The following is a 25,282-nucleotide window of genomic DNA, read 5'->3' on the forward strand; positions in this document are numbered from 1 at the left end:
CCGCCTCGCGGGGAGGCGCCTTCATCGCGGCGTCGGACGCGTCGAGGAGCGGGTCGTCCCCGTGCTGCTTCAGGAGCGCCGTGCCTTCACGGACCCGTCTGCGCGGCGCTGTTCAGTGTTGGCGCCTCCCGGCGGAAGCCATCGGCAACTCCTAGCGGGGAGGGCATCGCGTGGCGTGGTCTTCAGCGACCTGGGTTCGCCCCGCGGCGAGCGTGGAGGACTGCATTCCGCGACTGCCCTCGCACCAGCTCATGCGACGGTCCCCCTCCTCGGGTAGCGATATGCCCCCATGGCAATGTTTTGCTGCCGCTGGCTGTTTTGTTGGAATTACTCGTTAGTCTAGTTTATGATAGGAGTTGCGTCAGAGGCACGCGCCGGGTGTGGAGATGTCCCTGGTGAGCGCTGCGTGGAAGGCCTCGTGTCCCTCGTTCCCGGGAGTCGCACGTGAAGACGAACAGTCGGTCCGCGGTCCTCCAGGCGGTACGCGAACTCGCACCATCCCTCTCCGCGCGGGGCGCGGAAATCGAGTTGGCGAGGAGGATTCCCGCCGATGTGATTGGCCTGCTCAAGTCAGCGGGGGTGTTCCGGATGTTCGTGCCGCGCAGTCATGGCGGACTCGACCTGGCGCTCCTGGAGGGGCTGGAAGTGCTGGAGGAGCTGGGTCGAATCGACGGCTCCCTCGGTTGGACGACCATGATTGGCGTGGGCAGCCCCCATCTGTTCGCGGTGTTGCCACGCTCGGAGTTCGATGCCATCCACGCGGCGAGCCCGGACATCGTCGCGGCGGGCGCCATGGCGGCGCAGGGGGAGGCGCGGACCGTGGCGGGAGGCTATCGCGTCACGGGGCGGTGGAACTTCGCCACCGGGTGCCATCACAGTGATTGGTTCTACGGAAGCTGCGCCCTGAAGGACGAATCGGGAAAGCCTGTCATGGGCACGGATGGCAAGCCGGCGCTGCGCACCGTGCTGGTGCCCGCATCCTCCGCGCGCATCCTCGACAACTGGCAGGTCCTCGGGATGCGTGGCAGTGGCAGTCACGACATCTCCGTCGAGGATGTCTTCGTGCCGGAGGCGTATGCCTTTGACGTCGCCGCGGCCCGCCCCTGCCACCCCAGCCCCCACTTCGTGGCCCCTCCGCTCCAGATCAGCCTGCACATCGGCGCGGTGGCGGTCGGAATCGCGCAGGCGGCGCTCGACGACGTGGTCGCCCTGGCGAAGGCGGGGAAGAAGCGCCTGTATGCGCGCCACACCCTGCGCGAGTCACCCCAGTTCCAGCACCGGCTGGGGCGCGCCCAATCCGACCTGCGCGCGGCGCGCGCCCTGCTCCAGGAACTCTCGGGGCGCTTCTGGACCACCTGCGTCGAGGCGCCGGACTCCGCCTCCGGCTTCGCGCCGGAGATTCTAAGCACCACCGCGTGGCTCGTGGACACCGCCGCCGAGGTGGTGAGCGCCTGTTATCGCGCCAGCGGCACCAGCCCCGTCCGGGACGGCTCCACCCTCCAGCGGCGCTTCCGCGACATCCATGTGCTCACCCAGCACGCCTCCGCCACGGATGGATGGTTCGCGCAGGCGGGCAGCACCTTGCTGGGGTTCGACTTCGCGTTGGAGTCCTGAGGCTCGGAGGCGGGCCCGTCCCGTCATGGCGGGGCGGGCCCACGGAGCAAGTGCTCAGGTCCCCGTGCTCTGGGGGGCCTCGTCCTCCCCGTAGGGCGGGATGCGGAAGCCCTCGGGCTGCTTGCCATCCACGTCCGTGAAGCCGTACTCGCGCGCCAGGTCGCCGGAGGTGAACAGCTTCCCGCTGCGCTCCATGATGCGCGGATCCCCGGCCAGCGCGGCCACGGCCCTGCCTCCGTACTCGGGCGACTCGGTGCCGCTCAGGTCGAAGGGACCCTTGGCGTGCTCGGCCATCACTCGCTCGGTGCGCATGAAGCCCGGTGCCAGGGCCACCGCTGCGACGTGGTGCTTCTTCAACTCCAGCCCCATGCCAAAGCTCATGCGGATGATCGCGGACTTGGCGACGTCGTAGTACAGGTTGCGCAGGTACTCGCCGTAGGCCCAGCCCACCGTGTTGACGATGAGGCCCGGAGGCGCGTCGGCCTTGCGCGCGATGAGCAGCGGCGCCGCGAACCGGCTCGACAGGAAGTGCGCGCGCAGGCCGGCGACATACATGCCCTGCCAGCGCTTCTCCGTGGGCTGCTCCCAGAACGGCAGGTCGAAGTCGGGGCCGTCATACTGCTCGTAACCTCCCCAGACGTTGTTGACGAGCAGGTCCAGCCGCCCGGACTCGCGCTTGACGCGCTCGAAGAACGCGGCCACGTCCTGCTCGTTCGTGTGGTCCACCCGCGCGGCGATTCCCTTCCCCCCTCGCTGCGTCACCTCCTCGGCGGCGTTCTCCACCGTGCCGGGGAGCCCTTCGGTGGTCTGTCCGGCAGAGGCGCTTCGACCGGTGACATAGACAGTGGCGCCGGCTTCGGCGAGCACCAGGGCGATGGCGCGCCCCGCGCCGCGGCTGGCGCCGGTCACCACGGCGACACGGCCGGTCAGGGTCTTCAGGTGTTTCGCGATGGGCTGCTTGGCTCCTTGCATGAACGTCTCCGGATAGGTTGGGGCAGCGGGTGGACTTCGGGCTCTGTTCAGCGAACGTCAGGCAAGACGAGACCCACCGGGGAGGGCGAGCGAGCTGTCGGGGTTCGTCGTCTTCGTCAGGCGAGGATGCCGTGCAGCAGCATGTCCCGCCCGTAGTCGTGGCGGAGCGGATCTCCTCCGGCCAGGTGCAGCAGGGTGGCGAAGAGCGCGTCGATTTCGAGCGGGCGCCGTTGCCCCTCGGTGGCGCTGCCGCTGCGATAGTCGATGGAGACGCCGCGGAACCTCGCGTCCGTCTGGCCTACCGTCGCGCCCGCGCGGATGCCACGCCCCAGGAGAATCCAACTGTTCTCGGGCCAGTGGTCCTTGCCCCGCACCATGTTCAGCTTGGGGAAGCGGCCCAGCTCGGAGGCGATCACGATGGTGGTCTGCTCCAGGAGCGTGCCGAACGCGTTGCGCTCGCGCTGGAGCAGGTCCAGGAAGCCGGCGATGTCGTCGAAGATGGGGCGCGTGCGCGCTGACTGGAGCGCCACGTTGTCGGTGTGCGTGTCCAACCAGACGCGGGGCGAGCGCACGGTGACGAAGCGCGCGTGATTGCCACGCACGGCATGGAAGGCGAGCTGGAGGCCGGGCCCCAGCGGACTTCCACGAAGCGCCGTGTGTCGGTCCGCGGTGGATAGCAGGCGCTGGAGGTGCTGGCCCTGTTGGAGCGTCTGCTCGTGTGCGGCGAGCTCCTCCGGTCTCCCGCCGAGCCACTGGCGGGCCTCCTCGTGCCGCAGGGTCTGCATCTCCTCGAACCAGGAGGGCGTGTCGAACAGGCCCCGCCGAGGCTCGCCGGTGAGCAGCTCCACCGTCGCGGGGTCGATGCTCAATCCTCCCGCGAGGGGAATGGCGCGGCCCTCCGGGTTGCCGGGCAGCGGCAGCGCGTCCAGGGGGCGCGGTGGCCGCGGGAAGCCGGTCTGGATGTGGAGGTGCGGGATGGGGGCGCTGCCCGGCAACAGGCCTCCGAGCACGTCGCCGAAGGGCGGGGTGCTGGCGCCATGTCGCTGGTGGCCCGCGCGCAGGATGGCCTCGCCCGTCTCGTGCGCGACGGTGTCGTAGCGGACGCCGTGGACCAGGCACAGCGCGTCGTCGTGGCGCAGCAGACCACCGATGAGCGGCCCGAACAGGCGGCGCGTGCCCTGGAGGCGCTCGGCCGCCCGGTATCCGGTGTCGACCTCTCCGGCCGTGGCGGGGTCCTTCGCGTCCACGGTCATCACGCTGTCGAAGCCACCGTCGAGGGTGATGCGGACGAAGTAGTGGGGCCGCGCGGTGGACGGCGGCGGGAGTGCGACCGGTGGCGTGGAGGTCGACTTCACGTCGGGCGCGCCCGCGCGATGGAGGCCACAGGCCGGGAGCAGGGCCAGTCCGCTGACGCCAGCCAGGGCCTGGAGGACTTCGCGTCGTGAGGAGCGGGCCATGGTCGTCATCTCGCTGTCGTGGGGGCGGGGGCGAGCTCCAGCCGCAGCACCCGGATGCCGGCCAGATAGCTGGTGCACAGCGCCGCCGCCGCGTCGCGTGTCGCCGGTGCGATGCGCTGGAAGCGGCGGAAGCGTGCCTGTCCATCCTTCGTGTCCGCGGCGCTGGGCTCCTGCTGGTACACGAGCCGGAACAGGCGCTGCGTGATGGCCTCCGTCGCCTTCTCCGAGGCAGGTCCCTCCGCGACGTCCACCAGGGTCCGCTTTCCGGCGGGGCGCCCCAGGTCCGTGTCGATGACCCGGGTGCAGACGTCCATGGCGATGAGCGGATGGCGTGCGGAGGGCTCCAGCTCCAGCCGAGGAGCGACGAGGGCCTCGAGCGCGCCCGCGCTCATGTACGGATGCGCCACCTCGCGGACGATGAGCAGCCAGTCGTCCAGGGACAATTGCATGGCCGTGCGCGGCGGGGCGGGGTGCTGTTGGGCCTCCAGCAGCGCGGCGATGGAGCTGGCGAGCTCCTGTCGGTATCCGGGGCCCAGTGGGACGGGTGAAGTCCCAGGGCCCTTCCACAGCCCCTCCGCGTCCTTCGCGGAGGGAGGCATGCGGCCGGTCTCGACGGCCTTGTGGATGTCCCGCCACGTCTCCAGGTCGCTCGGGCCGGGCACCTGACGCAGGTCGAGCGAGCTGTCCTCGTCGTGGCAGCCGGAGCAGTGGCGTTGGAGGAGGACCGCCACGTTGGGAGGCACCTCGGCGGCGTCACGCGCCGGCGCCGCCGCCAGGACGAGGAACAGCAGACCGAGGGAGGTCATTGCGCGAGCACCATCGGTTCCGTCTGCGGCTTGCTCCACAGGATGGCGCGGATGAGGACATCGACCCGCCGTCCGTTCTGCTCGAAGGTCCGGGTCAGCTCCTCCAGCAGCCGCCGCTCCTCGGCCGTCTTCCGGGGCGGTCGCCCCACGAGGAAGGTGAACATGCGGGAGGTGGCGCAGCGGGGGAACTCGGGCTGCTGGGTGAGGAGCCGGGCCAGCGCGGCGGTGCCCTTGCCCTTGCCCCGGAAGTCCTCGGCGCCGTGGACGTACAGCGCCCCCTCCACCTGTCTGCCGGTGGGGATGGAGCCGAAGATGGGCGGACGCAAGCCCACCAGGAAGCCCGACCCCGAGTCCATGGGCGCGTGGCATCCGCTGCAGGCGCCCTGGTTGCGCATAGGGGACTCGTACACCTCGAAGCGCACGCCCTCGTGCTGCCCGCCGGTGACGGTGAGGAGCGTCTCGCTGTCCACGGTGTTCGCCGGGAAGTCCACGCAGAGGAACTGCGACAACATCAACTGCATCGTCGCGCGGGACGTCCCCACGAACGCGGCCATGACGGGCGTGTTCAGGAACAGGCCACTGCCCTGGTATTCGCCCTTGCGCTCGACGAACTGGCCCGGGGCCTCCAGGTCCACCGTGGCCAGCATCCGCACCAGCTCCTGCTCCCGCGCGGGGGAGAAGGGCTTCTGGGACACCTTCGCCAGCATCTCCCGCCGCAGGTACAGGAAGCGCGTCAGGCCGGACTGCCAGGTGGAGGAGGTCGTCATCAACTCGTCGAAGGGGCGCCCCTTCGACATGAGCTCAGCGCCGGTCTCGGTCACCTCGCTCATCATCGCCTCCACGAAGCGCTGGTCCATGCGCGGCGCTTCCTCGTCCGGAGGGAGGCAACCCAACAGCAGGGGACCGCAACCGCAGCCCGGCCTGGGCGGCGTGGGGATGGTGGGCTCGGGCTGTCCACCGCAGTAGCCGACCGCGTCGAAGGCGTTCTCCGGGCGGTAGCTGTCCTGACAGATGGAGATGCGTTGTCCGCGCCCCCACCAGGCTGGCGCTGACTTGCGTTCGGCGGGCACACAAGGCGCGGTCCCCTCCGGACGCGAGGCGCCCACGGTGTGGGGCAGGTAGTAGACCCACTGCCCGTCTTCACGGAAGCGTGACAGCGTCCCGACGAAGAAGTTCGTCGCCGCCGGAGTGAACGCCAACGCGCTCGAGAGCTTCCGGTAGAAGTCCCGCGTCAACCAGCGGTCCAGGACCTCCTCGTAGATGCGGGAAGGAGTCTCTCCGCGCGCGAGTCGCTCCTCCAGGTCGCGCCGCTCCTGTGGCTCCAGCCGCTTCAGCCGAAGGCGAAGGGAGAGCACCTGCACCAGCTCCACCACGGGCGTGGACGCGGCGTCGTCCGACGCCTGCGCTGGCGAGAGCGTCAGCGTCAGCGTCAGGAAGGCTGCTCCCAACGTCATCCTGTTCGAACGCGTGGTGAGAGGCATTGCTCGAAAACCTACTCGGGTCTTTCCTGTAAATCCAGGCGTTAATGTCAATCATTCCCTGGGGGCTGCGCGGCGGTCGGCAATGATTGCCGTGCCGTGGAACCGACCGGGTGGGCGGAAATATGGAGGGCGTGGCTGACGTAGGTGGCATTGCCCCAGTTCTCCACGTCCAGGGAGGGTGCGGGAATCATGTACGGGGGTCTTCGCGTTGGCGTGAAGCCTGACAGCGAAGGCAGGCCGTCGGTGCGGTCCATGACGCGAATGGTGAGGGGTTGGGACGCCGGGAAGGTGGCCTCCAGGAGATTGCCCTCGGGGAGCAGGGTTTCGAGCCACAGGGTCCACGCCGCGTCGCCCGCGAGGGCGGGACTGGTGGGGCCAGGAGCGCCGTCCACGACATAGGCGAGCACGGGCGCGCCATGGAGTGACACCAACGCGCTGCGCGCTCCCCGGGGGGAGGTGATTCGCAGGCGCAGCCTCCTCCGGTCCGCCGTGACGGTGTCCTCGAGCGCCTCCACGAGGGGCGCAGGCGCGTCGAGCACCGGAGCGGGCGCGAACCGGAAGTCCTGGCCCCAGCGCGGCATGAAGGCGGGGAGCTGCCCTTCTCGCGTCGCGTCCTGGAGGAAGAACTGCCGCGTCCAGTCGTCCAACTGCTCGTCGCTGCTGAACCAGAGGGCCTGCCCGCTGTCCGCGTCCCACGCATAGACGACGTTGTTCGCCCGGGGGCGCTCGGGGGTGGGCGCCCGTGGAAGGCTCGCCAGGACCACGAGTCCAAGCCCCGTGGCGAGGGTTGTCACCGGCAGCGGCCAGGTTCGGAGCGCCGTCAGCGCGTGGAGGAGTGGGACGAGCAGTCCGCAGAGGAGGGCGGCGAGCAGTGCCGTCACGACGGCGAGCCGCGGCGTGAGCCCCACGAAGGTGAGGACGAGGAGGGGCGCCACGATGAGCAGCGGCGGGATGGCGCACAACGTCAACGCGGACGGCCATCGCCAGCTCGCGGAGCCGGGAGCGGAGGGGAGGAGCGCCAGCCCGAGCGCCGTGCTCGCCAGGGGCCAGGTGAACAGGAAGCCGAGGCCGGGCGCGAGGAACGCGGTCAGCACCGCGAGCAGCGCCCAGGGCGCGCAGGCCGCCAGGGTGAGGGCCCGCACGCCGACGCGGGGGCCCGTCCTCACGACGAACAGCGCGGCCACGGCGGCCGTCACCGCGAGCAGTCCCCCCAGGTAGAGTCCGCTGCCGTAGGTGTCGCCGGCGCGGCGGGACTCGGGATGGGTCGCGCCAGCCAGGAGGCTGATGGCGAGCGCGATGGCGAGGACACCCCCGCAGACGAGCAGGAAGGTGCCCAGTCCGCGCGCGAGCTGCCTCGCCGACAGCGTCTTCTCCCGGAGTCCTCGCGCGACGAGGGCCGCCCAGAAGAGCGTCGCGCCCAGGGCGAAGAAGGGACTCCACCCTTCCGGGTACCTGATGAGTCCCAGCCCCGCGACGTTGAAGAAGACCAGGCTGGAGGTCCCCTGGGGCGACAGTGTGCCGTCCGTCAGCCGCCGGGTGAGTCGCAGCGCGTACTCCCCCTGATGCTGCAAGGTGCGCGCGTCCACGTTCTCCGGACGGTCCAGCGCTCCGTGGTAGGCCGTGAGGCCGTCGATGTACGCGAAGTTGAGGCCGGGGATGCCGGCGGCCTTGGACAGGGTGAACTCGGTCATGTTCGGCAGGTACCGGTAGGCTGTGTCGAACAGCGAGCTTGCGAGCGCCGTGGGCACCGTCAAACCGAGCGCGTCGACGAGCCAGCCGCTGTCCGGCCCCGTCTCGAACATCAGGACCGGGCCATGACTGCCACGGGCCTCGAAGTTGAGCACCGTGGCCACGGCGTGGCGCCGGGGATGCTGGGCGAAGAAGGCCTGCGCGCCGAGCAACCCGACCTCCTCCGCGTCGGTGAACAGGAAGAAGACATCATGGCCGGGCTTCTGGGGGGACGCGGTCAGCGCGCGCGCCGTCTCCAGGAGGGTCGCCACCGCGGCGGTGTTGTCGTTGGCGCCCGGGCCCGCCGGCACGGAGTCGTAGTGCGCCATCAGCAGGAGGGCCCGCTCGCTGGAGCGTCCTGGCACACGGGCGAGCACGTTCTGGACGACGGCCGCGGACCGGTAGGTCACCCCGAAGGGGGTGGGAAACTCCGCCACGCTCGGGGCCCGCTGGACTTCGGGCGAAAGGCCCAGCCCCGCCAGCTCCGCGAGCAGGTACTCGCGCACACGCGCATGCTCCGCCGAGCCCACTGGATGAGGTTCGCGAGCGATGCGCTGGACGTGGGCGAACGCCCGCTCCGCGGAGAAGTCCTCGGCCGACGCGGAGGCGGGAACAGGCGCGGGCGGTTGGTAGGGCGCCAGGGCCGCCCAGCTGCCGCCGACCAGCAGGACCAACGCGAGCACGACGCCAGGCCCGCCGGGGATGACGGAGGGCTCCGGGGAGCGTTTCGCGATGGGGCGGGAAGGCGGGGTCATGGGACGGGCCGTGGGCTCAGCGCTTCCTCGCGAGGGTCAGCCCATCCGCGAAGGGAAGCATGCTCAGGTCCACACGCTCGTCGTGCAGGAGCTTCGCGTTGATGCGACGCAGCGAGTCCGTCTCTGGGTCCGAGACGGCGGGGTCGGCGACCTTGCCGGACCAGAGCGTGTTGTCGAGCACCACCAGTCCGCCCGGGCGCAGCAGCCGGAGCGCGAATTCGTAGTAGTGCTCGTAGCTCTCCTTGTCCGCGTCGATGAACGCCAGGTCGAACGTCCCCCGCTCGGGGCTGGACACCAGCGCCTCCAGGGTGTGGTGGGCATCCCCGAGACGCACGTCGATGCGCTCCTCCACGCCCGCGAGCTTCCAGTAGCGCCGAGCCACGGAGATCCACTCCTCGCTCAGGTCGCACGCGACGACCCGGCCGTCCGCGGGCAGCGCGAGCGCGGTGCACAGGGTGCTGTAGCCGGTGAAGACGCCCACCTCCAGCGTCTTGCGCGCGCCCAGCAGTCGCGTCAGCAGGTGGAGCAACTGCCCCTGCTCGGGCGGGACCTGCATCGTGCGCAGCGGCAGGCGCGACGTCTCCTCGCGCAGGTCGCGCAGGATGGGGTTGTCGCGCAGGGAGTTGTCACGGACGTACTGGAGGACAGGCTGGGTCAGTTCGACGTGGTGGATCATTCTGGGACTCGTCTCTTGCGGTGAGAGGGATGGGGCGTGGCCGCTCAGGTTCCGGCGACCTGTCGCGAGCGGGCGGTGCGCAGCGCTTCGGGGGGTGGGAGGAAGCCGACGTCGACCAGGTACTGGATGCAGCGGTGCGCCAGGGCCTCGGTCATGGGGGGGCAGCGGATGCCGCTTCCCGCCAGCACCTCCAGCGCGTTGGCGCACTCCATCTCGGGCTGGAGTTCACCGATGACGGATGGGTCGAGCGCCGGCGTGGGTTCCGCCTCCGCGTCGCGGATGAGCGGCACCAGCGGATAGAGCGGGTGGGATGTGTCGACCTCCAGGGCCCGTCGTCGCGCCTCGTCGAAGGGGACGATGTCGAATTCGTACCCGTACGAGCGGATCCACTCGCAGAACTGGTGCAGGGAGACGGGCGCCGGGTTGAACAGGTGGAAGAAGCGCCCGAACGCCTCCCGCTTCAGGGAGATGTGGACGATGGCCTTCGCGGCGTAGTCCACGGGGATGGTGTCGAAGATGCGCGGGTACTCCGGGAGGATGCCCATGGGGACGTAGCCCCGGAACGCGACCAGCAGGTAGTCGTTGGTCTGCGTCGCGCCTGTCTCCTCGTGACTCAGGATGAGGCCGGGCCGGTAGATGCCGACGGGGATGCCGCGCTGCCGGGCGATGTCGACGACCTTCTCCGCGACCCACTTGCTCCCGGTGTAGCCGCCGGGCACCTCCACCGGGCTGTGCAGCGGCGAGTCGTCCTCCAGGAACGGCCGCGGCATGTGAGTGGCCAGCAGCACGTCGATGGTGGAGACGTAGTGCACGGCCTTGAGCCTTCGCAGGCAGGCCAACCGCAGCACCTCCTGGGTGCCCTGCACGTTCGGTCCCCGCAGCGCGGAGTAGGGGTAGACGAAGTTGACCAACGCGCCGTTGTGGTAGATGGCGTCGAGCTTCCCGGCCATCGCGTCCCACTCCGCCTCGTCCAGGCCGAGGCGGGGCTTGGCCAGGTCTCCGACGAGTGGACGGATGCGCGCCGCGTGGGCTTCGTCCCAGACGAGGTACTGCTCCATCGTCGTCCGGACGCGCTTCATCGCCTGGGCGGGCGTGTCCGCGCGGACCAGGCAGTAGACCGTGGCGCGGGTGCACTTCAGGAGCTGCTCCAACAGGAACGCACCGAGGTAGCCCGTGGCGCCCGTGAGCAGAACGGCGGAGGGGTCGAGGAAGTCCGCCTCGGGCAGCCCCACGGGCGAGATGTCGGGGGGCAGGGTGGCGTCCGTGTCCAGGCGCGTGGCGTGCTGATTCATCAGCACCGCCTCGAGCCCCTCGCGTTGGAAGGTCTCCACCACGTTCGCGACGCCCGCCACGGTGGGCACCTTGAAGAACTGGTGGACGGGGATGGCGATTTCGAAGCGGTTGAGCAGCCGCGACGCAAGCTTCGCCAGCATGAGCGACGTGCCGCCGACGCCGAAGAAGTCGTCGTGGATGCCCACGCTCGTCGTGCCGAGCACATTCCCAAAGGCCGCGGCGATCTCCTCCTCCAGCGGCGAGCGGGGCATGGCGGAGTCCGCCAGCGGCTCCGCTCGTTCGACCTGGGGAGCGGGCAGGGCCTGCCGGTTCACCTTGCCGTTGGCCGTCCGGGGCAGCTCACTGACGATGACGAACAGGGTGGGCACCATGTACGTCGGCAGGTGTCCCTCCAGGTACGTCGACAGGGCGCGCGCCTGGGGCGCGGCGTTCTCCGCGGGCACGATGTAGGCGACGAGCCGCTTCATGTCCGGGCCACTGGCGTGGGCCACGACCACGACTTCGCGCACGTCGGGGTGCTGGCCAAGCGCGGCTTCGACCTCGCCCAGCTCCACGCGGTAGCCGCTGACCTTGACCTGGTCGTCCACGCGACCGAGGAACATGATGGCGCCGTCCGCCCGGTATCGGCCCAGGTCACCCGTCCGGTACAGCCGCGCGCCAGTCTCGCTGGAGAAGGGGTCTGGCACGAACCGCTCCGCCGTCAGGCCGGGCCTCCCGTGGTAGCCGCGGGCCAGTCCCGCGCCGCCGATGCAGATCTCCCCGGGCACGCCGACGGGCACCGGTTGGAGGTGCGCGTCGACGACGTAGGTCCGCGTGTTGCCGATGGGCCGACCGATGGGGGCCGCCTCGGGCTCATCCACGCGAGGGCACGTCCAGCTCGTGGCGTCGATGGTCGTCTCGGTGGGGCCGTACAGGTTCGCCACCGTGGCTGACACGCGCGAGAAGATGCTGCGCTGGAGCGAGCCGGTGAGGGCCTCGGCCCCGCTCAGCACGTAGCGCAGGCGGGTGCACCGGCCGATATCCGGCTCCTCCATCAACACCGAGTTGAGGGACGGCACCGCGCCGTAGACGGTGATGCCCTGGGAGCGCATCAGCTCCACCAGCGACCGGCTGTCGGTGGCCTGGCCCGCGGCGGTGACGACCGTGCGCGCGCCCACGAGCAGCGGCCAGAACGTCGCCCAGACGGAGGGGTCGAAGCTGAACGAGTGGTTCTGCAGGACGCGGTCCTCTGGGTTCAGCGGCCACGTCGCCTGTCGCCAGGTGAGGTTGTTGACGATGCCCCGGTGCGTGAGCATCACCGCCTTGGGCGTCCCCGTGGAGCCGGAGGTGTAGATGAGGTACGCGAGGTGCGCGGGCGTCGTCGTCCGGGGCGGGGCCGAGCGCGGGTTCGCCGCGATGGCGGGCCAGTCCTCGTCCACGAGGAGCCGCTTCGCCGGGGAGGTTCCCAGCCGCGCCGTGAGCGACCGCTGGGTGATGAGCACCCGCGCGCCGCTGTCCGTGAGCAGGTGCGTGAGCCGCTCCGTGGGGTACTCCGGATCCAGCGGAACGTAGGCGCCTCCGGCCTTGAGGACCGCGAGCATGGCGACGACCATCTCCACCGAGCGCTCCAGGCACAGCGCCACGCGGTCCTCGCGCGCCAGCCCGAGCCCCCGCAGGTGATGCGCGAGCTGGTTCGCCTGCTCGTCGAGCATCGCGTAGGTGCGCTCCCCGCCAGGACCGGTGACGGCCCAGGCCCCCGGGGTTCGCGCCGCCTGCGCCTCCACCAGCTCGTGCAGGCACTTCTCCGAGGGAGCGGCGTGGGCCGTCTTGTTCCAGCCATGGAGGACCTGCCCCCACTCCTCGGCCGGCAGCAGCCGCAGCGCGGAGAGGGTGGCGGTCGGAGTGGTCAGCGCCCCGTCGAGCAGCGTGCGCAGGTGGTCGAGCATCCGCCGCGCGGTGCTCGCGTCGAACAGGTCGGTGTTGTAGTCCACGCGCAGGTGGAGTCCCTCCTGGGTCGCGGTCGCGGCGAGCGTCAGGTCCACGGGGGTGGTCCCCACGCGCGGCACGTGTGGGGTGACTCGCAGGCCGGGGACCAGGTCGAGCGCCTCGCGCGCGTCACGGAACTGGAACAGGGTCTGGAAGAAGGGCGTGCGGCTGAGGTCTCTCGGTGGCTGGAGCGCCTCCACGAGGGTGGCGAATGGCACGCGCCCGAACTTGCGCGCCTCCCGAAGGGCGCGGCCGGTTCGTCGGAGCGCGTCCTCGAATGAGGGGTCTCCGCCCAGGCCGACTCGCAAGACGAGGGGGCCACGGCCGGGACCTGGCGGCTCGGACTCCGCGCTGCCAGGAGGCTCGTCGCGTACCCCCACCGTCACATCCACCTGGAGCGAGTAGCGGGCCAGCAGGGTCTGGAGGCCGGTCAAGAGCACCGTCCCCAGCTCCTCGTCCGTGCGTGTGGCGAGCGCGGACAACTGCCCCAGGAGCTCCCGCGGCAGGCGCTGGTGGACGGACGCGGATCGGTGGGTCTTCACGGCGGGACGCGGCCGGTCCGTGGGGAGTTGGAGCACGGGAACGTCCGCGAGGCGTCGACGCCAGTGCTCCACCGCCGCCGTCCCCTCTGGACTGGCGAGCCACGCGTGCTCGCGGGTGGCGTGCTCCGCGTGGGAGGGCACGGCGCCCTCACCGAGGGGCTCGCCTCGGTGGAGGGCGGCATACGTCGCGAGGAGCTCCTGGACGAAGGACTCCAGGGAGGAGGTCGCCACGACCAGCTCGTGGCCCGTCGCGAACAACACGTGGCTGTCGGCGGCGAGCCGCACGAGCCGCAAGTCCAACAGTGGCGCGGAGGCGACGTCGGCGCGCCGGGCGAGCATCTCCCGGGCGATGTCGGAGAGGCGCTCCGCGGCGTCCGCGTCGGTCACGTCCGTCACCCGCAGGGACAGCGCCGCGATGGGGTGGACGAGTCGCAGCGGCGTTCCCCCCACGTCCTTGAAGGTGCTGCGAAGCAGGTCGTGGCGGCGGCCGACCTCGGCGATGGCCTGCTGGAGCGGGGCCAGCTCCAGCGCGCCCCGCAGCTCGCGCGCCGTCAACACCTGGGCCGGCAGCGTGCCGTCCAACTGGAGCAGCATCCACAGTCGTCGCTGCGTGGGCGTCAGGTTGGCGGGGTCGGCCCCGCGCTCCCGGAGCCAGCGGGTGAGCGTGGCGCGCCGGTCCTCGAGGGGCCTTCGGACGGAGTCGTTCTGGGAGGGCATCACCTGCGAATCTCCTGGGAGAGGGCGTGGCTCAGCAGCGGATCGTTCAGCAGGGCTTCCACGTCGGCGTCGCTCAACCCGTCCAGCGGCGTGTCGGACGCGGGCTTCAGCACCGAGGGCGCTTGTCGGCGTCGCGTGTCGATGACGGTCGCGAGGTGGGCGATGGTGGCGTTGATGAAGAGGTCGCGCATGGGCACCCTCACGCCGAACTCCTGGTCGAGCAGTTGCACGAGCCGCCCGGCGAGCAGCGAGTTGCCGCCCAGCTCGAAGAAGTCGTCATCCACGCCCACCTGCTCGCGCTCGAGCAGCCGGGTCCAGACGGCGCCGACCTGGCGTTCGGTGTCGGTGCGGGGCGCGACGAGGAGCCGCTCGCTGGAGGCGGAGACGGCGTCCGGAGAGGGCAGGGCGCGACGGTCCACCTTGCCGTTGGGTGTCAGCGGGAGCGCGTCCAGCAGGGCGATGGTGGCGGGCACCATGTACTCGGGGAGGTGGGCACGGGCGTGCTCCCGAAGGCGCCGGGCGAACTCCTCGGAAGGGGGGCGCGTGGCGGGAACGACGTGGGCGACGAGCCGCCGTCGGGCCTCGTCCGTCCCCCACAGATGGACCGCCACAGCGCGCACCTCCGGGTGGCGTCGCAGGACGGTTTCCACCTCCTCCAGTTCGATGCGGAAGCCCCGGAGCTTCACCTGGTGGTCCGCGCGTCCCAGGTACACGAGGTCGCCGTCAGGCCGCGGGCGCACCAGATCCCCGGTGCGATAGAGGCGCGCGCCCGGGCTCGCGGAGAAGGGGTCGGGCACGAAGCGTTCGGACGTGCGTCCGGGCAGCCCCCAGTAGCCACGGGCCACGCCCTCTCCGCCGATGAACAGCTCGCCGCTCACGCCGGGGGGCACCGGCATCAGGTCCTCATCCAGCACATAGGTGCTCGTGTTGCCCACGGGCCGGCCGAGCGTGACGCGCTCCCCGGGATGCAGCCGCTTGCGGCATGACCACACCGTCGTCTCGGTGGGTCCGTAGAGGTTCCACAGCGTGGCGCCGCGATACGTGAGGAGGTCGGCGAGGTCCTGGGGAAGCGCCTCGCCTCCGCAGAGCGCGGTGAAGCTGCTGGAGGGTCTCCAGCCGGTATCCGTCAAGAGCCGCCAGGTGGCGGGCGTGGCCTGCATCACCGTCACGTGGTGGGTGTCGAGCAGCGCCGCCAGCTCCCGGGCATCCGCCGCCTGTTCCCGGGTGACGAGCACCACGCGCGCACCCACGAGCAGCGGCAGGTAGAGCTCCAGCGCGGCGATGTCGAACGAGAACGTGGTCACCGCGGCGAGGACGTCCTCGCCTCGCAGCCCGGGCTCGCGCGCCATGGTGTGCAGGAAGTTGGCGAGCGCTCCGTGTGTCACCATCACCCCCTTGGGGTGACCGGTGGAGCCCGACGTGTAGAGCACATAGGCGAGGGTGTGCTCACCCGCCCTCGGGCCTGGAGGGGCGTCCCCGCCGGCCTCCGCGACCGCGTCCGGGGTCAGGACGTGGGGAATGTCCACGCCCAGGGACGCGAGCTGGGGCGTCGTCACGAGGGCCTGGGGACGCGCATCCTGGAGCATGGCGCGGATCCGCTCACGCGGGTACTGCGGGTCCACGGGGACGTAGGCCCCGCCGACCTGGAGCACCGCGAGCAGGGCCACGATGAGGTCCGGCGAGCGCTCCAGATGGACGGCGACCCGGTCCTCGGTGCCCACGCCGCGCGCGCGCAAGGCACCCGCGAGCTGGCCCACGCGGGTCATCAGCTCGCGGTAGGTGAGGCGGAGGGCGCCGCACTCCACGGCCACGCGCTCCGGCGTCCGCGCGGCCTGCGCGGCGACTGCCTCGTGGATGGGGACGAAGGCGTGGGGCTCCGCGTGGAAGGCCCGCGCGAGCTGCTCCCGCCGGTCGGCCTCGCTGTCCAAGGCGAGCCGCGAGAGGCGCGGACGGGTTTCATCCAGGAGCCCCTCGACTGCCCGCGTGAAGTGCTGGACGAGGTGGGCGATGGTGTCGGCCTCGAACAGGTCCGAGCCGTACTCGACGATGCCTTGGATGCGGTCTCCGTCGTCGATGAGGAAGAAGGACAGGTCGAAGCGGGAGGTGCCCGGGTCCACGGGCAGCCGCTCCAGCGCGTGCCCTCCCATCGAGAGGCGGGAGAGGGGCGCCTCCTGCATCGCGAACATCACCTGGAAGAGGGGGTTGTGGCTCAGCGTGCGCTGGGGCTGGAGCGCCTCGACGAGCAGCTCGAAGGGGAGCTGCTGGTGCGTGAGCGCCTCCAGGACGGTCTCCCGGATGCGCGCGCCGAGGGCGTCCACGCGCGGGTCCCCGGAGAGGTCCACGCGCACCACGAGCGTGTTGGCGAGGAACCCGATGAGGGGCTCCAACTCGGGCCGCTCCCGGTTCGCCACGGGTGTTCCGATGAGGAGGTCGTCCTGCCCCGTGTACCGCCGCAGCACGATGGCGAACGCCTGGAGCAGGAGCATGTACGGCGTGACGCCGCTTACGCGGGTGTGGCGGCGGACGGCCGCGCCCAGCTCCGGGGAGAGGGTGAACTCCGTGGTGGCGCCGCGGAACGTCTGGACCGAGGGGCGCGGGTGGTCCACCGGCAGCTCCATGACCTGGGGCGCGCCGGCCAGCTTCCGCTTCCAGTAGGTGCTCTGGGCCGCGTGCGCCTCGGTGCCGAGCCACTGCCGCTGCCAGGCCACGTAGTCGGCGTATTGGATGGGGAGGGCCGGAAGGGCCGGCTCCGTGCCCTTGAGGCAGGCGTCGTAGCTGTCCGCCAGCTCGCGCACGAGCAGCTCCACGGAGCTCCCATCCGCGACGAGGTGGTGCACCGTGACGAGCAGGGCGTGCTCCGCGGCGCCCAGGCGCAACAGGTTCACCCGCAGGAGGCTGTCCTCGGTGAACCGGAAGGGGCGCCGGGCCTCTCCCGCGAGCAGTCGCCGCGCCTCTTCATCTCGCTCGGCCGCGGGGATGTGCCCCAGGTCGGTGAAGGAGAGGGTGACCCTCGCGTCGGGATGGATGACCTGCACCAGCTCGCCGTCCAGGTACGCGAGGCGGGTCCTCAGCGCCTCGTGGCGGGCCACCACGAGGTTGAGGGCGCGTTGCAGCGCGACGCGGTCGACAGCGCCGGCGACGCGGAAGGCCACGGGCAGGTGGTAGGCCACGCTCCATTGAGCGTCCAGCTCGTGGAGGAACCAGAGCCGCTGCTGGCTCGCGGACGCGGGGAAGACGAAGCAGCCCTGGAGGGCGGCGTCGGTCGGTGGGGGACGGGCGTTCGTATCCACGGTGGACATGGGGGTTCTCTCCTCGCGGGCACTAGCCGCCGCGATACGGCACCCGGGGTTGCGCGGTGATGGTGGAGGGGCCGGAGGACGACGCCCGTGCCTGGGCGAGGTTCTCCGCGAGCGTCGCTACCGTCCGGTGCTCGAAGACGGTGCGGACGCTGGCCTGGATTTGCAGCGCCGAGGACAGCCGTGTGGCCACCCGGGTCGCCAGCAGGGAGTTGCCGCCCAGGTCGAAGAAGTTGTCGTGGACGCCCACGCGCTCTCGTTGGAGCAACTCCGCCCAGACCTGGGCGATGCGAGTCTCCAGCTCGTTGCGCGGGGCGATGTAGTCGGCGCCCGGATCTTCCGGTCGGGTGAGTGGGTCGGGCAGCGCCGCGCGGTCGACCTTGCCGTTGGGTGTCAGCGGCAGCTCCCGCAGCACCAGGAGGGTCGCCGGCACCATGAACTCCGGGAGCCGGGCGCGCAGGTGTTCTCGCAGATGGCGCGCGGACACCTCCAACCCCGTGCTCTCGCGGACAGGCACCACGTAGGCGACCAGCTGTCGTCGCGCGCCCTCTCCCTTGACCACGACGATGGCGTCGCGCACCCCGGGCTCTTGTCGGAGCGCGGCCTCGATGTCGCCCAGCTCGATGCGGAAGCCACGCAGCTTCACCTGGTGGTCGACCCGGCCCAGGAACTCCAGCGTTCCATCCAGGAGCTGTCGTACGTGGTCTCCCGTCCGGTACATCCGCGCCCCCGGGAGTCCGGAGAACGGGTCCGGGAGGAAGCGCTCCGCGGTGAGCCAGGGCCGCTCGACGTAGCCCCGCGCCACGCCCGCGCCGCCGATGAACAGCTCGCCCCGAACGCCCGCGGGCACGAACTGGAGGTGGGCGTCGAGCACGTAGACCTGGGTGTTGGCCACCGGCCCACCGATGCTCACCGGCTCGGAGGGTTCGGCGGGCAGGGTGGTGAACGTGGAGTACGTCGTGGTCTCCGACGGCCCATACAGGTTCACCACGCGGGTGGCCTTCGTCTCCTGGTAGAGCCGCCGCACGAGCTCCCGCGTGAGGGGCTCACCCGCGAGGTTGATGGTGCGCACCGTGTCGGGGATGCCGCCCGAGGCGAGCAGCTCGGTGATGGCCGAGGGCACCGTGTTGAGGAGGGTGACGGTGGCCGAGGTCTGCTCCGGCAGGTGCAGCGCGCTGTCCGCCAGGATGACGCTGCCTCCGTGGCTGAGCGTCGCGAACAGCTCGAAGACGGAGAGGTCGAAGCAGATGGACGTGCCCGCCAGGACGCCCTGTCGCTCCTCGTCGCTGAACGCCTCGCCGGCCCAGTGGATGAAGTTCGCCGCGCTGCGGTGGGAGATGGCCACGCCCTTGGGCTGGCCGGTGGAGCCGGAGGTGTAGAGGATGTACGCCAGGTGGTCGGGGTGGACCTCCTCCGCGGGTGCCTCGGGGGCCAGCGTCCCCTCGTCGTGTGCTTCGTCCAGGAACACGCGGTGGGCCGTGCTCGCGGGCAGGCGCTCGTCCAAGGAGCGCTCCGTGAGCAGGGCGTGGATGCGTGCGTCGCGGACGATGAAGTCCAGGCGCGGCTGCGGATATTGGGGGTCGAGCGGCACGTAGGCGCCCCCTGCCTCCAGCACTGCGAGCAGACCCACGACCAGGTCGAGCGTGCGGTGACTGAAGACGCCGACGCGGACCTCGGGCCCCACGCCGAGCCGGCGCAGCTTCGCCGCCAACCCCGAGGCCCGTGCGAGGAGCTCGCCGTAGGTCATCCGCCGCGCGCCGTGCACCAGCGCCACCGCGTCCGGGGTCCGCCGCGCCTGACGGGCCACGAGGGCGTGCAGAGCGTCGCCCGCGGGATAGGACCGGTGGGAGTCATTCCACGCGAGCAGGTGCTGCTCGCGCTGTGATGCGGGCAGCAGCGACAGCCGTGCGATGGGCGTGTCCGCGTCGTCCAGGGCCGCTTCCAGCAGGTGACCGTACTGCGCCGCGAGCCGCTCGATGAAGGCCGCGTCGAAGCGCGCCGGGTCGTACTCGAACGCGCAGGAGAGCCCCTCATCGGTCGGCGCGATGGCGAGCATGAGCTCGAAGGGGGACGCGGCGGGGGGCAGTGGCAGCAGCTCGACGCTCGTGCCGCCCATGCGCAGCCGGGCGGCGCCATCGCCCAGCGCGAACGACGACAGCGCGGGATGGCTCGAGAGGGGACTGCGCTGATGGACGAAGAGGGTCTGGAAGATGGGCGTGCGGTCGGCGACGCGTTCCGGATGCAGTCGTTCGACCATGAGGGGGAAGGGGAACTCCTGATGCTCCAGGGCCCCTCGGACGAGGTCGCGGGTGCGCCGGACAAGGGCGGCGAACCCGGGCCCATCCGCCAGGTCCACGCGAAGCGGCAGGGTGTTGACGCAATAGCCCACCAGTCGCGCGGTGCCCGCGGGGCCTCGCGTCGCCACCGGGGTCCCCACGATGAGGTCGTCCTGTCCGCTCAGCCGGTGCAGCAGCGCCTGGAACGCCGCGAGCAGCGAGACGAAGGGCGTCACGTCGTGGCGCTGGGAGAAGTCGTCGACGCGCCGTTGCATCCGCTGCCCCAGCGCGAAGTGATGAACCGGAGCTGGGGGTCGCGCGGAGGGGACGGGCGACGGGGGCGGCAGGTCCAGGAGGGGCAAGGGGCCGTCGAGCCGCTGTCGCCAGTATTCCCAGTCAGTCTGCTGGCGGGGACTCGACAGGTATTGCTGCTGCCATTGGAGCCACGTCGCGGGATGCCCGGGCGGGGGCAGCGCGCCCTCGCTCCCAGTCCCCTCGTAGAGCTGGATCAGCTCCTCCACCAGCACGGCGAGCGACCAGAAGTCCGCGATGAGGTGATGGAACGCCAGCAGGAGGACGTGCTCGTCGGCCGCCTTCGAGAACAACGTCGCGCGGAGCAGCGGACCCCGGGCCAGGTCGAAGGGTTGGAAGGCGGCTTCCCTCAGTCGGGCGTGGCTCGTGTGCGAGTCTTCACCCGAGACGTCGACGACCTGGAGGAGGTCCGCGCGCCGGGCGTGGAGTCGCTGGATGGGCTCTTCTCCGACGAGGGAGAAGGTGGCGCGCAGGGAGGGGTGGCGCGCGACGAGCACCTCGAACGCGCGGCGCAGCGCGGCCACGTCCAGGGGCCCTCGGATGTGGGCCGCCCTCGCGAGGATGTAGGCCAGGGAGGAGGGTTTGAACTGCTGGAGGAACCACAAGGCCCGCTGCCCCGGCGTCAGGAGCAGGTGGGCCTCCTGGTCGCGTGGGAACTCCTCGGCCCTCGGAGGTGGCGCCGCCGCGCGCAACGCCTCCAGCAGGTGGGTGACGAGTTCCTCCAGGGAGGGGGCGCCCAACAACAGCCTCAACTCCAACGAGACGCCCAGGTCCCGTTCGAGGCGATGCTTCAATTCGACGAGGGCGAGCGAGTCCAGCCCCAGCGAGTGGTGCGCGGCCTCGTGGGCAGGCAACCCCGGGGGGAGCTTCCCGGCCCGGGAGAGGAAGTCGATGAGCACGGCGCGCCGTTCGTCCTCGGAGCGCGCCATCAGGTCGTCTCGCGAGAGCCGGTCGGGCACTTCCCGCGTCTGGGGCGCGTCCGCGTGGACGGGGGCGAGTCGTCCCGCGAGCCAGGCCTCCCTGCACGCGGAACGTTGGACCTTGCCGCTGGAGGTCTTGGGCAGGGCGCCCGCGCGGATGAGGACGACAGAATCGACGCCCACACCGTGTTGCAGGGAGAGGGATTGCCGGATGGCGTTCGAGATGGCGTCCCAGTCCTCGCCCGGGTAGCGCCGGTCGAGCTCCTGGACGACGACGACTCCCGTGGTGGCCTCGTCACCGCGCGCGAACACCGCCGCGCAACCCGGACGCAGCGCGGGGTGGCTGCGCTCCACGGTCAATTCCAGGTCCTGGGGATAGTGATTGCGGCCCCGGATGATGAGGAGATCCTTGTGCCGCCCGGTGACGTACAGCTCACCATCCTGGAGGAAGCCAAGGTCCCCGGTGCGCAGCCACGGCCCGTCGTCCGAGCCCGCCACGTGGGCCGCGAAGGCCTGCTCCGTCGCTTCGGGTTGTCGCCAGTAGCCCTGGGCCACGCTCTGCCCCTGGACCCAGATCTCTCCCACGTGGCCCTCTTCGAGCCGCCGCCGCGTCCCCGGGTCCACGATGCCCACGTGCAGCCCCGCCGCCGCCTCGCCGCAGCTCACGTGCGTCGCGCTCGTCTGCCCGTCTTCTGGAGCGCGCTCCAGGGGAATGGCACGGTGGGCTTCCAGCGCTTCTCGTTGGAACGTCCGGACGCGGGCCCCCCGGCCCCTGGCGGGCCCCGTGACGATGAGCGTCCCCTCCGCCAGTCCGTAGCAGGGGTACAGCGCCTCCCGACGGAAGCCGCAGGGCTCGAATGCCCGGGCGAACGCGTCGAGTGTGTCCGCGCGCACCGGCTCCGCTCCACAGAAGGCCAGCTCCCAGGACGACAGGTCCAACGTCGCCTTCTGGGCCTCGGTGACCTTCCGGGCACACAGCTCATACGCGAAGTTGGGCCCGCCGCTGCACGTCCCCTTGCGGTCCGAGATGGCCTTGAGCCACGCGAACGGAGCCTGCAGGAACGTGAGAGGCGACATGAGGTCCACGGGGAGCCCACCGTGGATGGGCGCGAGGATACCGCCAATGAGTCCCATGTCGTGGTAGGGCGGCAGCCAGATGACGCCCCGGCTCTGGCGGGTGAGGCCGAACCGCTCGTGGATGGCCTCGAGGTTGTGGAGCAGGTTGGCGTGGGTGAGCACGACGCCCTTCGGCGTCGCAGTCGAACCAGACGTGTACTGCAGGAACGCCACCGTGGAGGCATCCACCTCCAGGGCGCGCCAGTCCTCCGCCACCTCCAAAGGCAGCTCGTCCGTCAGCTCCCACTTCAGCCGCTCCAGCTCGGGGAACTCGGCGAACAGCCCCTCCGCGACGCCGCGCAGCATCGCGGTCGTGAGCACCCACTTCGCCTCGCTGTCCCGGACAATGCCAAGCAGCCGTGAGAGGCTGCGCTCCGGGCGCGCCAGCTCCGGTGGATAGACAGGGACCGCCACCATTCCCGCGAACAGGCAGCCAAAGAAGGCAGCCACATACTCTGGGCCGGGGGCATAGAGCAGCAGCGCTCGCTCTCCCACCGCCCCCTGCGCCTGAAGCCTCGCGGCGATGGCCCGGGCCTGCCGCGCCAGCGTGGCGTAGTCGACGCGCTGCTCCACCTGGCCGGACTCACCCAGGAAGCTGAACGCCTCGCGTGTCGGCTCGGTCTCCGCCCGCTGTTGCAGAAGGGTGACAAGCGTGTGGCGGGGGAGCTGCGCGTGTTTGATTGAGAGGGATTTGTCCAATGCCACGGGAAGGCGCCCCCAGAACAACTCCAACCATGGTTGATGTAAGGGCTGGACCGTAAAGACTTAAAACCGGAATGTCAATTAAAGTTGTAAAGCCAAGAAAGTCGTGTCAATGTGCTGGTGTTTGGTGGGGATGCCAGTGATTGGCAAGGAGAAGGCACGTGACGGCGCCAGGCATCTATCTTTTGCGACCCGAGCGACTGCCACGCCTGCGTGGGGAACTCCAAAGGGAGGCTGCTCAGGTAGCGGTGCTGGAGCCCCTTGCCGCGCTGCACCGGAGGTCGGCCGAGGATCAGGCGATCTTCGCGGCGCGGGATTCCCTGTCAAGACTGGGGTTGGGGGATGGGGACTTCACCCCGGTGGTGGACGACCCGGAGGCCTCGCAGGGCAACAAGGATAATGATCAGGCATTTGCCATTGTCCGGGTCGAGGGACGGGTGGTGCCACTGCTCGTCCACAGCACGCTCCACGGATTCGTGACGTTGTTGGATGAGGCCCTCACGAGCGGCACGGACCTGGAGCCCGAGGCGTGGGGGCGATTGCGGCATGCCTACAGCGTGCTCTTCGACATGCTCCTGGACCGGCCGGTGGACCGGGAGGGCGCCGCGGCGCTCTCGCCCCCGCGCTCGACGGCGTCTGGCGAGCGGGACGCGCTGCGTCGGTGGACGCGCGGGCACTACGTCTTCATGTCACTCGTGCAGGGGATGGTGGTGATCCTTCACGTCCTGCGCGAGGACGTGGAGGCGGGGAACCTGGAGGCCGCGCGCGCCGACCTGGAGCGCGTCACCGCCCTGATGAATGGCGCCGAGGTGGCGCTGCGCTTCACGGGCGACTATTCCTATACGGCCTACGAGAAGTCGGTCCGTCCCACCTTGATGCCGCCCGTGGCGCCTCCGGGCATGACAGGGCTGCGGTGGCGCGACCACGAATACATGGTGAAGGTGCTCGCCGGGCTGCGTCCCATCTTCGCGGGGCTCCCGGTGGAGCTGGAAGAGGCGCGCGAGGGCTTCTACCAATCCGTCGCGCGGGCCTATGACGCACACAAAACGGTGTGTGCCAGCTTCGTGGGGACCGAGCGCACCAGTCTGTTGATGGCCGAGCGGACGGAAAAGTCCGCCGTGGAGCTCCTGGAACACTTCAAGCGCGTGCGCCTCCACCTCATCAAGGAGTGAGCGCCGCATCGACCCGTTGGATGCTGGTTCCCTGGAGTTGGGGGGGAGGAACAAGACAATGGCTGCATTCCTGGGCAGTGACGAATCCGTGTCATGCAAGGTCGTGGTGAACCACGAAGGGCAGTACTCCATCTGGCCCGTGGAGCGCCCCAATCCTCCCGGCTGGCGAGATGAGGGATTCCACGGAGCCCGTTCGGACTGTGTGGCCCACATCGACAATGCATGGACAGACATGCGTCCCCTGTCTACCCGGAGTGAGCAGACGTCGTAGGGTTTTTGCCGTCTCCCAGAAGTCAGTCGAGGAAGAGGCCCCGTGGGGTCCTGGCGGAGCCTTGCCCTCGTGATGTGGCCGGTCGAACGACTGCAGTCTCTTGATGTGGAGGAACACCCAGATGAAGACCGACAACGCGCTTTTGAAGGTGGCGGCTCGGCCCGCCACGGGTCCGCTGACGCACGATGATCTGACGTTCATCCTGTTCGGCGCCTCGGCGGCCCAGTATCTGAACGCGGCCTGCGAACTCAACCTGTTCGAACTGCTCGAGCACAAGCCGGGCCTCGCGAAGGAGGAGATTGCCCTGCGGCTGGAGTTGCAGCCCCGGGCCATCGACATCCTGCTTCTGGGCACCACGTCCCTGCGGCTGACGGAGCGGGTGGACGGGGCGTACCGCAACGCCGAGGTCATCAGCCGGATGTTCAAGGAGGAGACCTGGGCCATCTTCAAGTCGGTCGTCGGCTTCGAGCAGTACATCTGCTACGAGGGCCAGGTCGACTTCACGGAGTCGCTGAAGGCCAACCGCAACGTGGGGCTTCGTCGGGTGCGCGGGGCGGGACGGGACCTCTACCACCGCCTCTCCGAGAACCCCCACATGGAGCAGGTCTTCTACGAGTACATGCGCTCGTGGTCTGAGCTGTCCAACCCGCTCCTGTTCAAGCACGTGGATTTCTCGGGCGTGCGCAAGGTGCTGGACGTGGGCGGCGGTGATGGGGTGAACGCCATCGCGCTGGCCCAGGCGTACCCGAACGTGGAGGTGACGGTCCTGGAGATTCCCGGGACGGCGCCCCTGACGCGTCGGCGCATCGCGGAGGCCGGGTTGTCGGAGCGCATCAAGGTCCACGCGGGCGACATGTTCGCGGAGCCGTTCCCCCCGGGACATGACTGCGTCCTGTTCTCCCATCAGCTCGTCATCTGGACGCCGGAGGAGAACACCTCCTTGCTGCGCCGGGCCTACGAGGCGCTGCCTCCCGGTGGCCGGGTGGTCATCTTCAGCTCCATCTCCAACGACGCGGGTGACGGTCCGTTGATGGCGGCGCTGGACAGCGTGTACTTCGCGGCCATCCCCGCGGAGGGCGGGATGATCTACGCGTGGGAGCAGTACGAATCGTGGGTCAAGGCGGCGGGCTTCAAGCGCGCCGACCGCATCCCCTGCGGTGCCTGGACGCCCCACGGCGTCCTCCAGGCCACGAAGTAGCGAACTCTCCGCC

General features: G+C 70.3%; 13 protein-coding genes. 4 read left to right on the plus strand and 9 right to left on the minus strand.

Features of this window, described 5'->3' with window-relative positions; genetic code table 11:
• Nucleotides 1-444 precede the first annotated feature (444 nt).
• The gene (locus HUA75_RS08830) at nucleotides 445-1,614 is read left to right on the plus strand and encodes an acyl-CoA dehydrogenase family protein (protein ID WP_174486112.1); all 1,170 of its coding nucleotides are present in this window, start codon (nucleotides 445-447) and stop codon (nucleotides 1,612-1,614) included.
• 54 nt (nucleotides 1,615-1,668) lie between these two features.
• Here the strand turns inward: HUA75_RS08830 and HUA75_RS08835 are convergent, their stop codons facing one another.
• The 9 genes from HUA75_RS08835 to HUA75_RS08875 all read right to left on the minus strand — a co-directional run bounded on the left by HUA75_RS08835 (nucleotide 1,669) and on the right by HUA75_RS08875 (nucleotide 22,631).
• Nucleotides 1,669-2,586, minus strand: a complete 918-nt coding sequence (locus HUA75_RS08835; RefSeq protein ID WP_174486113.1) for an SDR family NAD(P)-dependent oxidoreductase — start codon at nucleotides 2,584-2,586, stop codon at nucleotides 1,669-1,671.
• A 116-nt stretch (nucleotides 2,587-2,702) separates the two neighbouring features.
• Nucleotides 2,703-4,043, minus strand: a complete 1,341-nt coding sequence (locus HUA75_RS08840) for a DUF1501 domain-containing protein (RefSeq protein WP_174486114.1) — start codon at nucleotides 4,041-4,043, stop codon at nucleotides 2,703-2,705.
• A 5-nt stretch (nucleotides 4,044-4,048) separates the two neighbouring features.
• The gene (locus HUA75_RS08845; protein ID WP_174486115.1) at nucleotides 4,049-4,849 is read right to left on the minus strand and encodes a hypothetical protein; all 801 of its coding nucleotides are present in this window, start codon (nucleotides 4,847-4,849) and stop codon (nucleotides 4,049-4,051) included.
• Entirely contained in the window at nucleotides 4,846-6,303 is a 1,458-nt protein-coding gene (locus HUA75_RS08850; RefSeq protein ID WP_174486116.1) for a DUF1585 domain-containing protein, read from the minus strand. The genes HUA75_RS08845 and HUA75_RS08850 overlap by 4 nt, the downstream gene beginning before the upstream one ends.
• A gap of 74 nt (nucleotides 6,304-6,377) precedes the next feature.
• On the minus strand, nucleotides 6,378-8,813 hold the full coding sequence (locus tag HUA75_RS08855) for a M20/M25/M40 family metallo-hydrolase (protein ID WP_174486117.1): 2,436 nt from the start codon (nucleotides 8,811-8,813) through the stop codon (nucleotides 6,378-6,380).
• Between the two features lie 16 nt (nucleotides 8,814-8,829).
• Nucleotides 8,830-9,489, minus strand: coding sequence for a class I SAM-dependent methyltransferase (locus tag HUA75_RS08860; protein WP_141645739.1), 660 nt, complete (start codon nucleotides 9,487-9,489; stop codon nucleotides 8,830-8,832).
• Between the two features lie 44 nt (nucleotides 9,490-9,533).
• The gene (locus tag HUA75_RS08865) at nucleotides 9,534-14,006 is read right to left on the minus strand and encodes a non-ribosomal peptide synthetase (RefSeq protein ID WP_174486118.1); all 4,473 of its coding nucleotides are present in this window, start codon (nucleotides 14,004-14,006) and stop codon (nucleotides 9,534-9,536) included.
• Entirely contained in the window at nucleotides 14,006-17,305 is a 3,300-nt protein-coding gene (locus tag HUA75_RS08870) for a non-ribosomal peptide synthetase (protein WP_174486119.1), read from the minus strand. The genes HUA75_RS08865 and HUA75_RS08870 overlap by 1 nt, the downstream gene beginning before the upstream one ends.
• A gap of 22 nt (nucleotides 17,306-17,327) precedes the next feature.
• On the minus strand, nucleotides 17,328-22,631 hold the full coding sequence (locus tag HUA75_RS08875) for a non-ribosomal peptide synthetase (protein WP_174486120.1): 5,304 nt from the start codon (nucleotides 22,629-22,631) through the stop codon (nucleotides 17,328-17,330).
• Between the two features lie 245 nt (nucleotides 22,632-22,876).
• Here HUA75_RS08875 and HUA75_RS08880 point away from each other — a divergent pair, with 245 nt between their 5' ends.
• The 3 genes from HUA75_RS08880 (at nucleotide 22,877) to HUA75_RS08890 (ending at nucleotide 25,269) form a co-directional block, all read left to right on the plus strand.
• The gene (locus tag HUA75_RS08880; protein ID WP_141645735.1) at nucleotides 22,877-23,800 is read left to right on the plus strand and encodes a hypothetical protein; all 924 of its coding nucleotides are present in this window, start codon (nucleotides 22,877-22,879) and stop codon (nucleotides 23,798-23,800) included.
• A gap of 58 nt (nucleotides 23,801-23,858) precedes the next feature.
• On the plus strand, nucleotides 23,859-24,071 hold the full coding sequence (locus tag HUA75_RS08885; RefSeq protein WP_141645734.1) for an MbtH family protein: 213 nt from the start codon (nucleotides 23,859-23,861) through the stop codon (nucleotides 24,069-24,071).
• A gap of 121 nt (nucleotides 24,072-24,192) precedes the next feature.
• A complete protein-coding gene (locus tag HUA75_RS08890; protein ID WP_141645733.1) occupies nucleotides 24,193-25,269 on the plus strand; it encodes a methyltransferase in 1,077 nt (358 codons plus the stop codon).
• Nucleotides 25,270-25,282: the final 13 nt, after the last annotated feature.

Source organism: Myxococcus sp. CA040A (assembly GCF_013336725.1).
In the GTDB taxonomy this organism is placed as follows: domain Bacteria; phylum Myxococcota; class Myxococcia; order Myxococcales; family Myxococcaceae; genus Myxococcus; species Myxococcus llanfairpwllgwyngyllgogerychwyrndrobwllllantysiliogogogochensis.

Excerpts from the sequence above, each read along its gene's own strand:
- HUA75_RS08835 (WP_174486113.1), bottom strand. The coding sequence starts at position 2,586 with ATGCAAGGAGCCAAGCAGCCCATCGCGAAACACCTGAAGACCCTGACC.
- HUA75_RS08840 (WP_174486114.1), bottom strand. The coding sequence starts at position 4,043 with ATGGCCCGCTCCTCACGACGCGAAGTCCTCCAGGCCCTGGCTGGCGTC.
- HUA75_RS08845 (WP_174486115.1), bottom strand. The coding sequence starts at position 4,849 with ATGACCTCCCTCGGTCTGCTGTTCCTCGTCCTGGCGGCGGCGCCGGCG.
- HUA75_RS08850 (WP_174486116.1), bottom strand. The coding sequence starts at position 6,303 with ATGACGTTGGGAGCAGCCTTCCTGACGCTGACGCTGACGCTCTCGCCA.
- HUA75_RS08855 (WP_174486117.1), bottom strand. The coding sequence starts at position 8,813 with ATGACCCCGCCTTCCCGCCCCATCGCGAAACGCTCCCCGGAGCCCTCC.
- HUA75_RS08860 (WP_141645739.1), bottom strand. The coding sequence starts at position 9,489 with ATGATCCACCACGTCGAACTGACCCAGCCTGTCCTCCAGTACGTCCGT.
- HUA75_RS08865 (WP_174486118.1), bottom strand. The coding sequence starts at position 14,006 with ATGCCCTCCCAGAACGACTCCGTCCGAAGGCCCCTCGAGGACCGGCGC.
- HUA75_RS08870 (WP_174486119.1), bottom strand. The coding sequence starts at position 17,305 with ATGTCCACCGTGGATACGAACGCCCGTCCCCCACCGACCGACGCCGCC.
- HUA75_RS08885 (WP_141645734.1), top strand. The coding sequence starts at position 23,859 with ATGGCTGCATTCCTGGGCAGTGACGAATCCGTGTCATGCAAGGTCGTG.
- HUA75_RS08890 (WP_141645733.1), top strand. The coding sequence starts at position 24,193 with ATGAAGACCGACAACGCGCTTTTGAAGGTGGCGGCTCGGCCCGCCACG.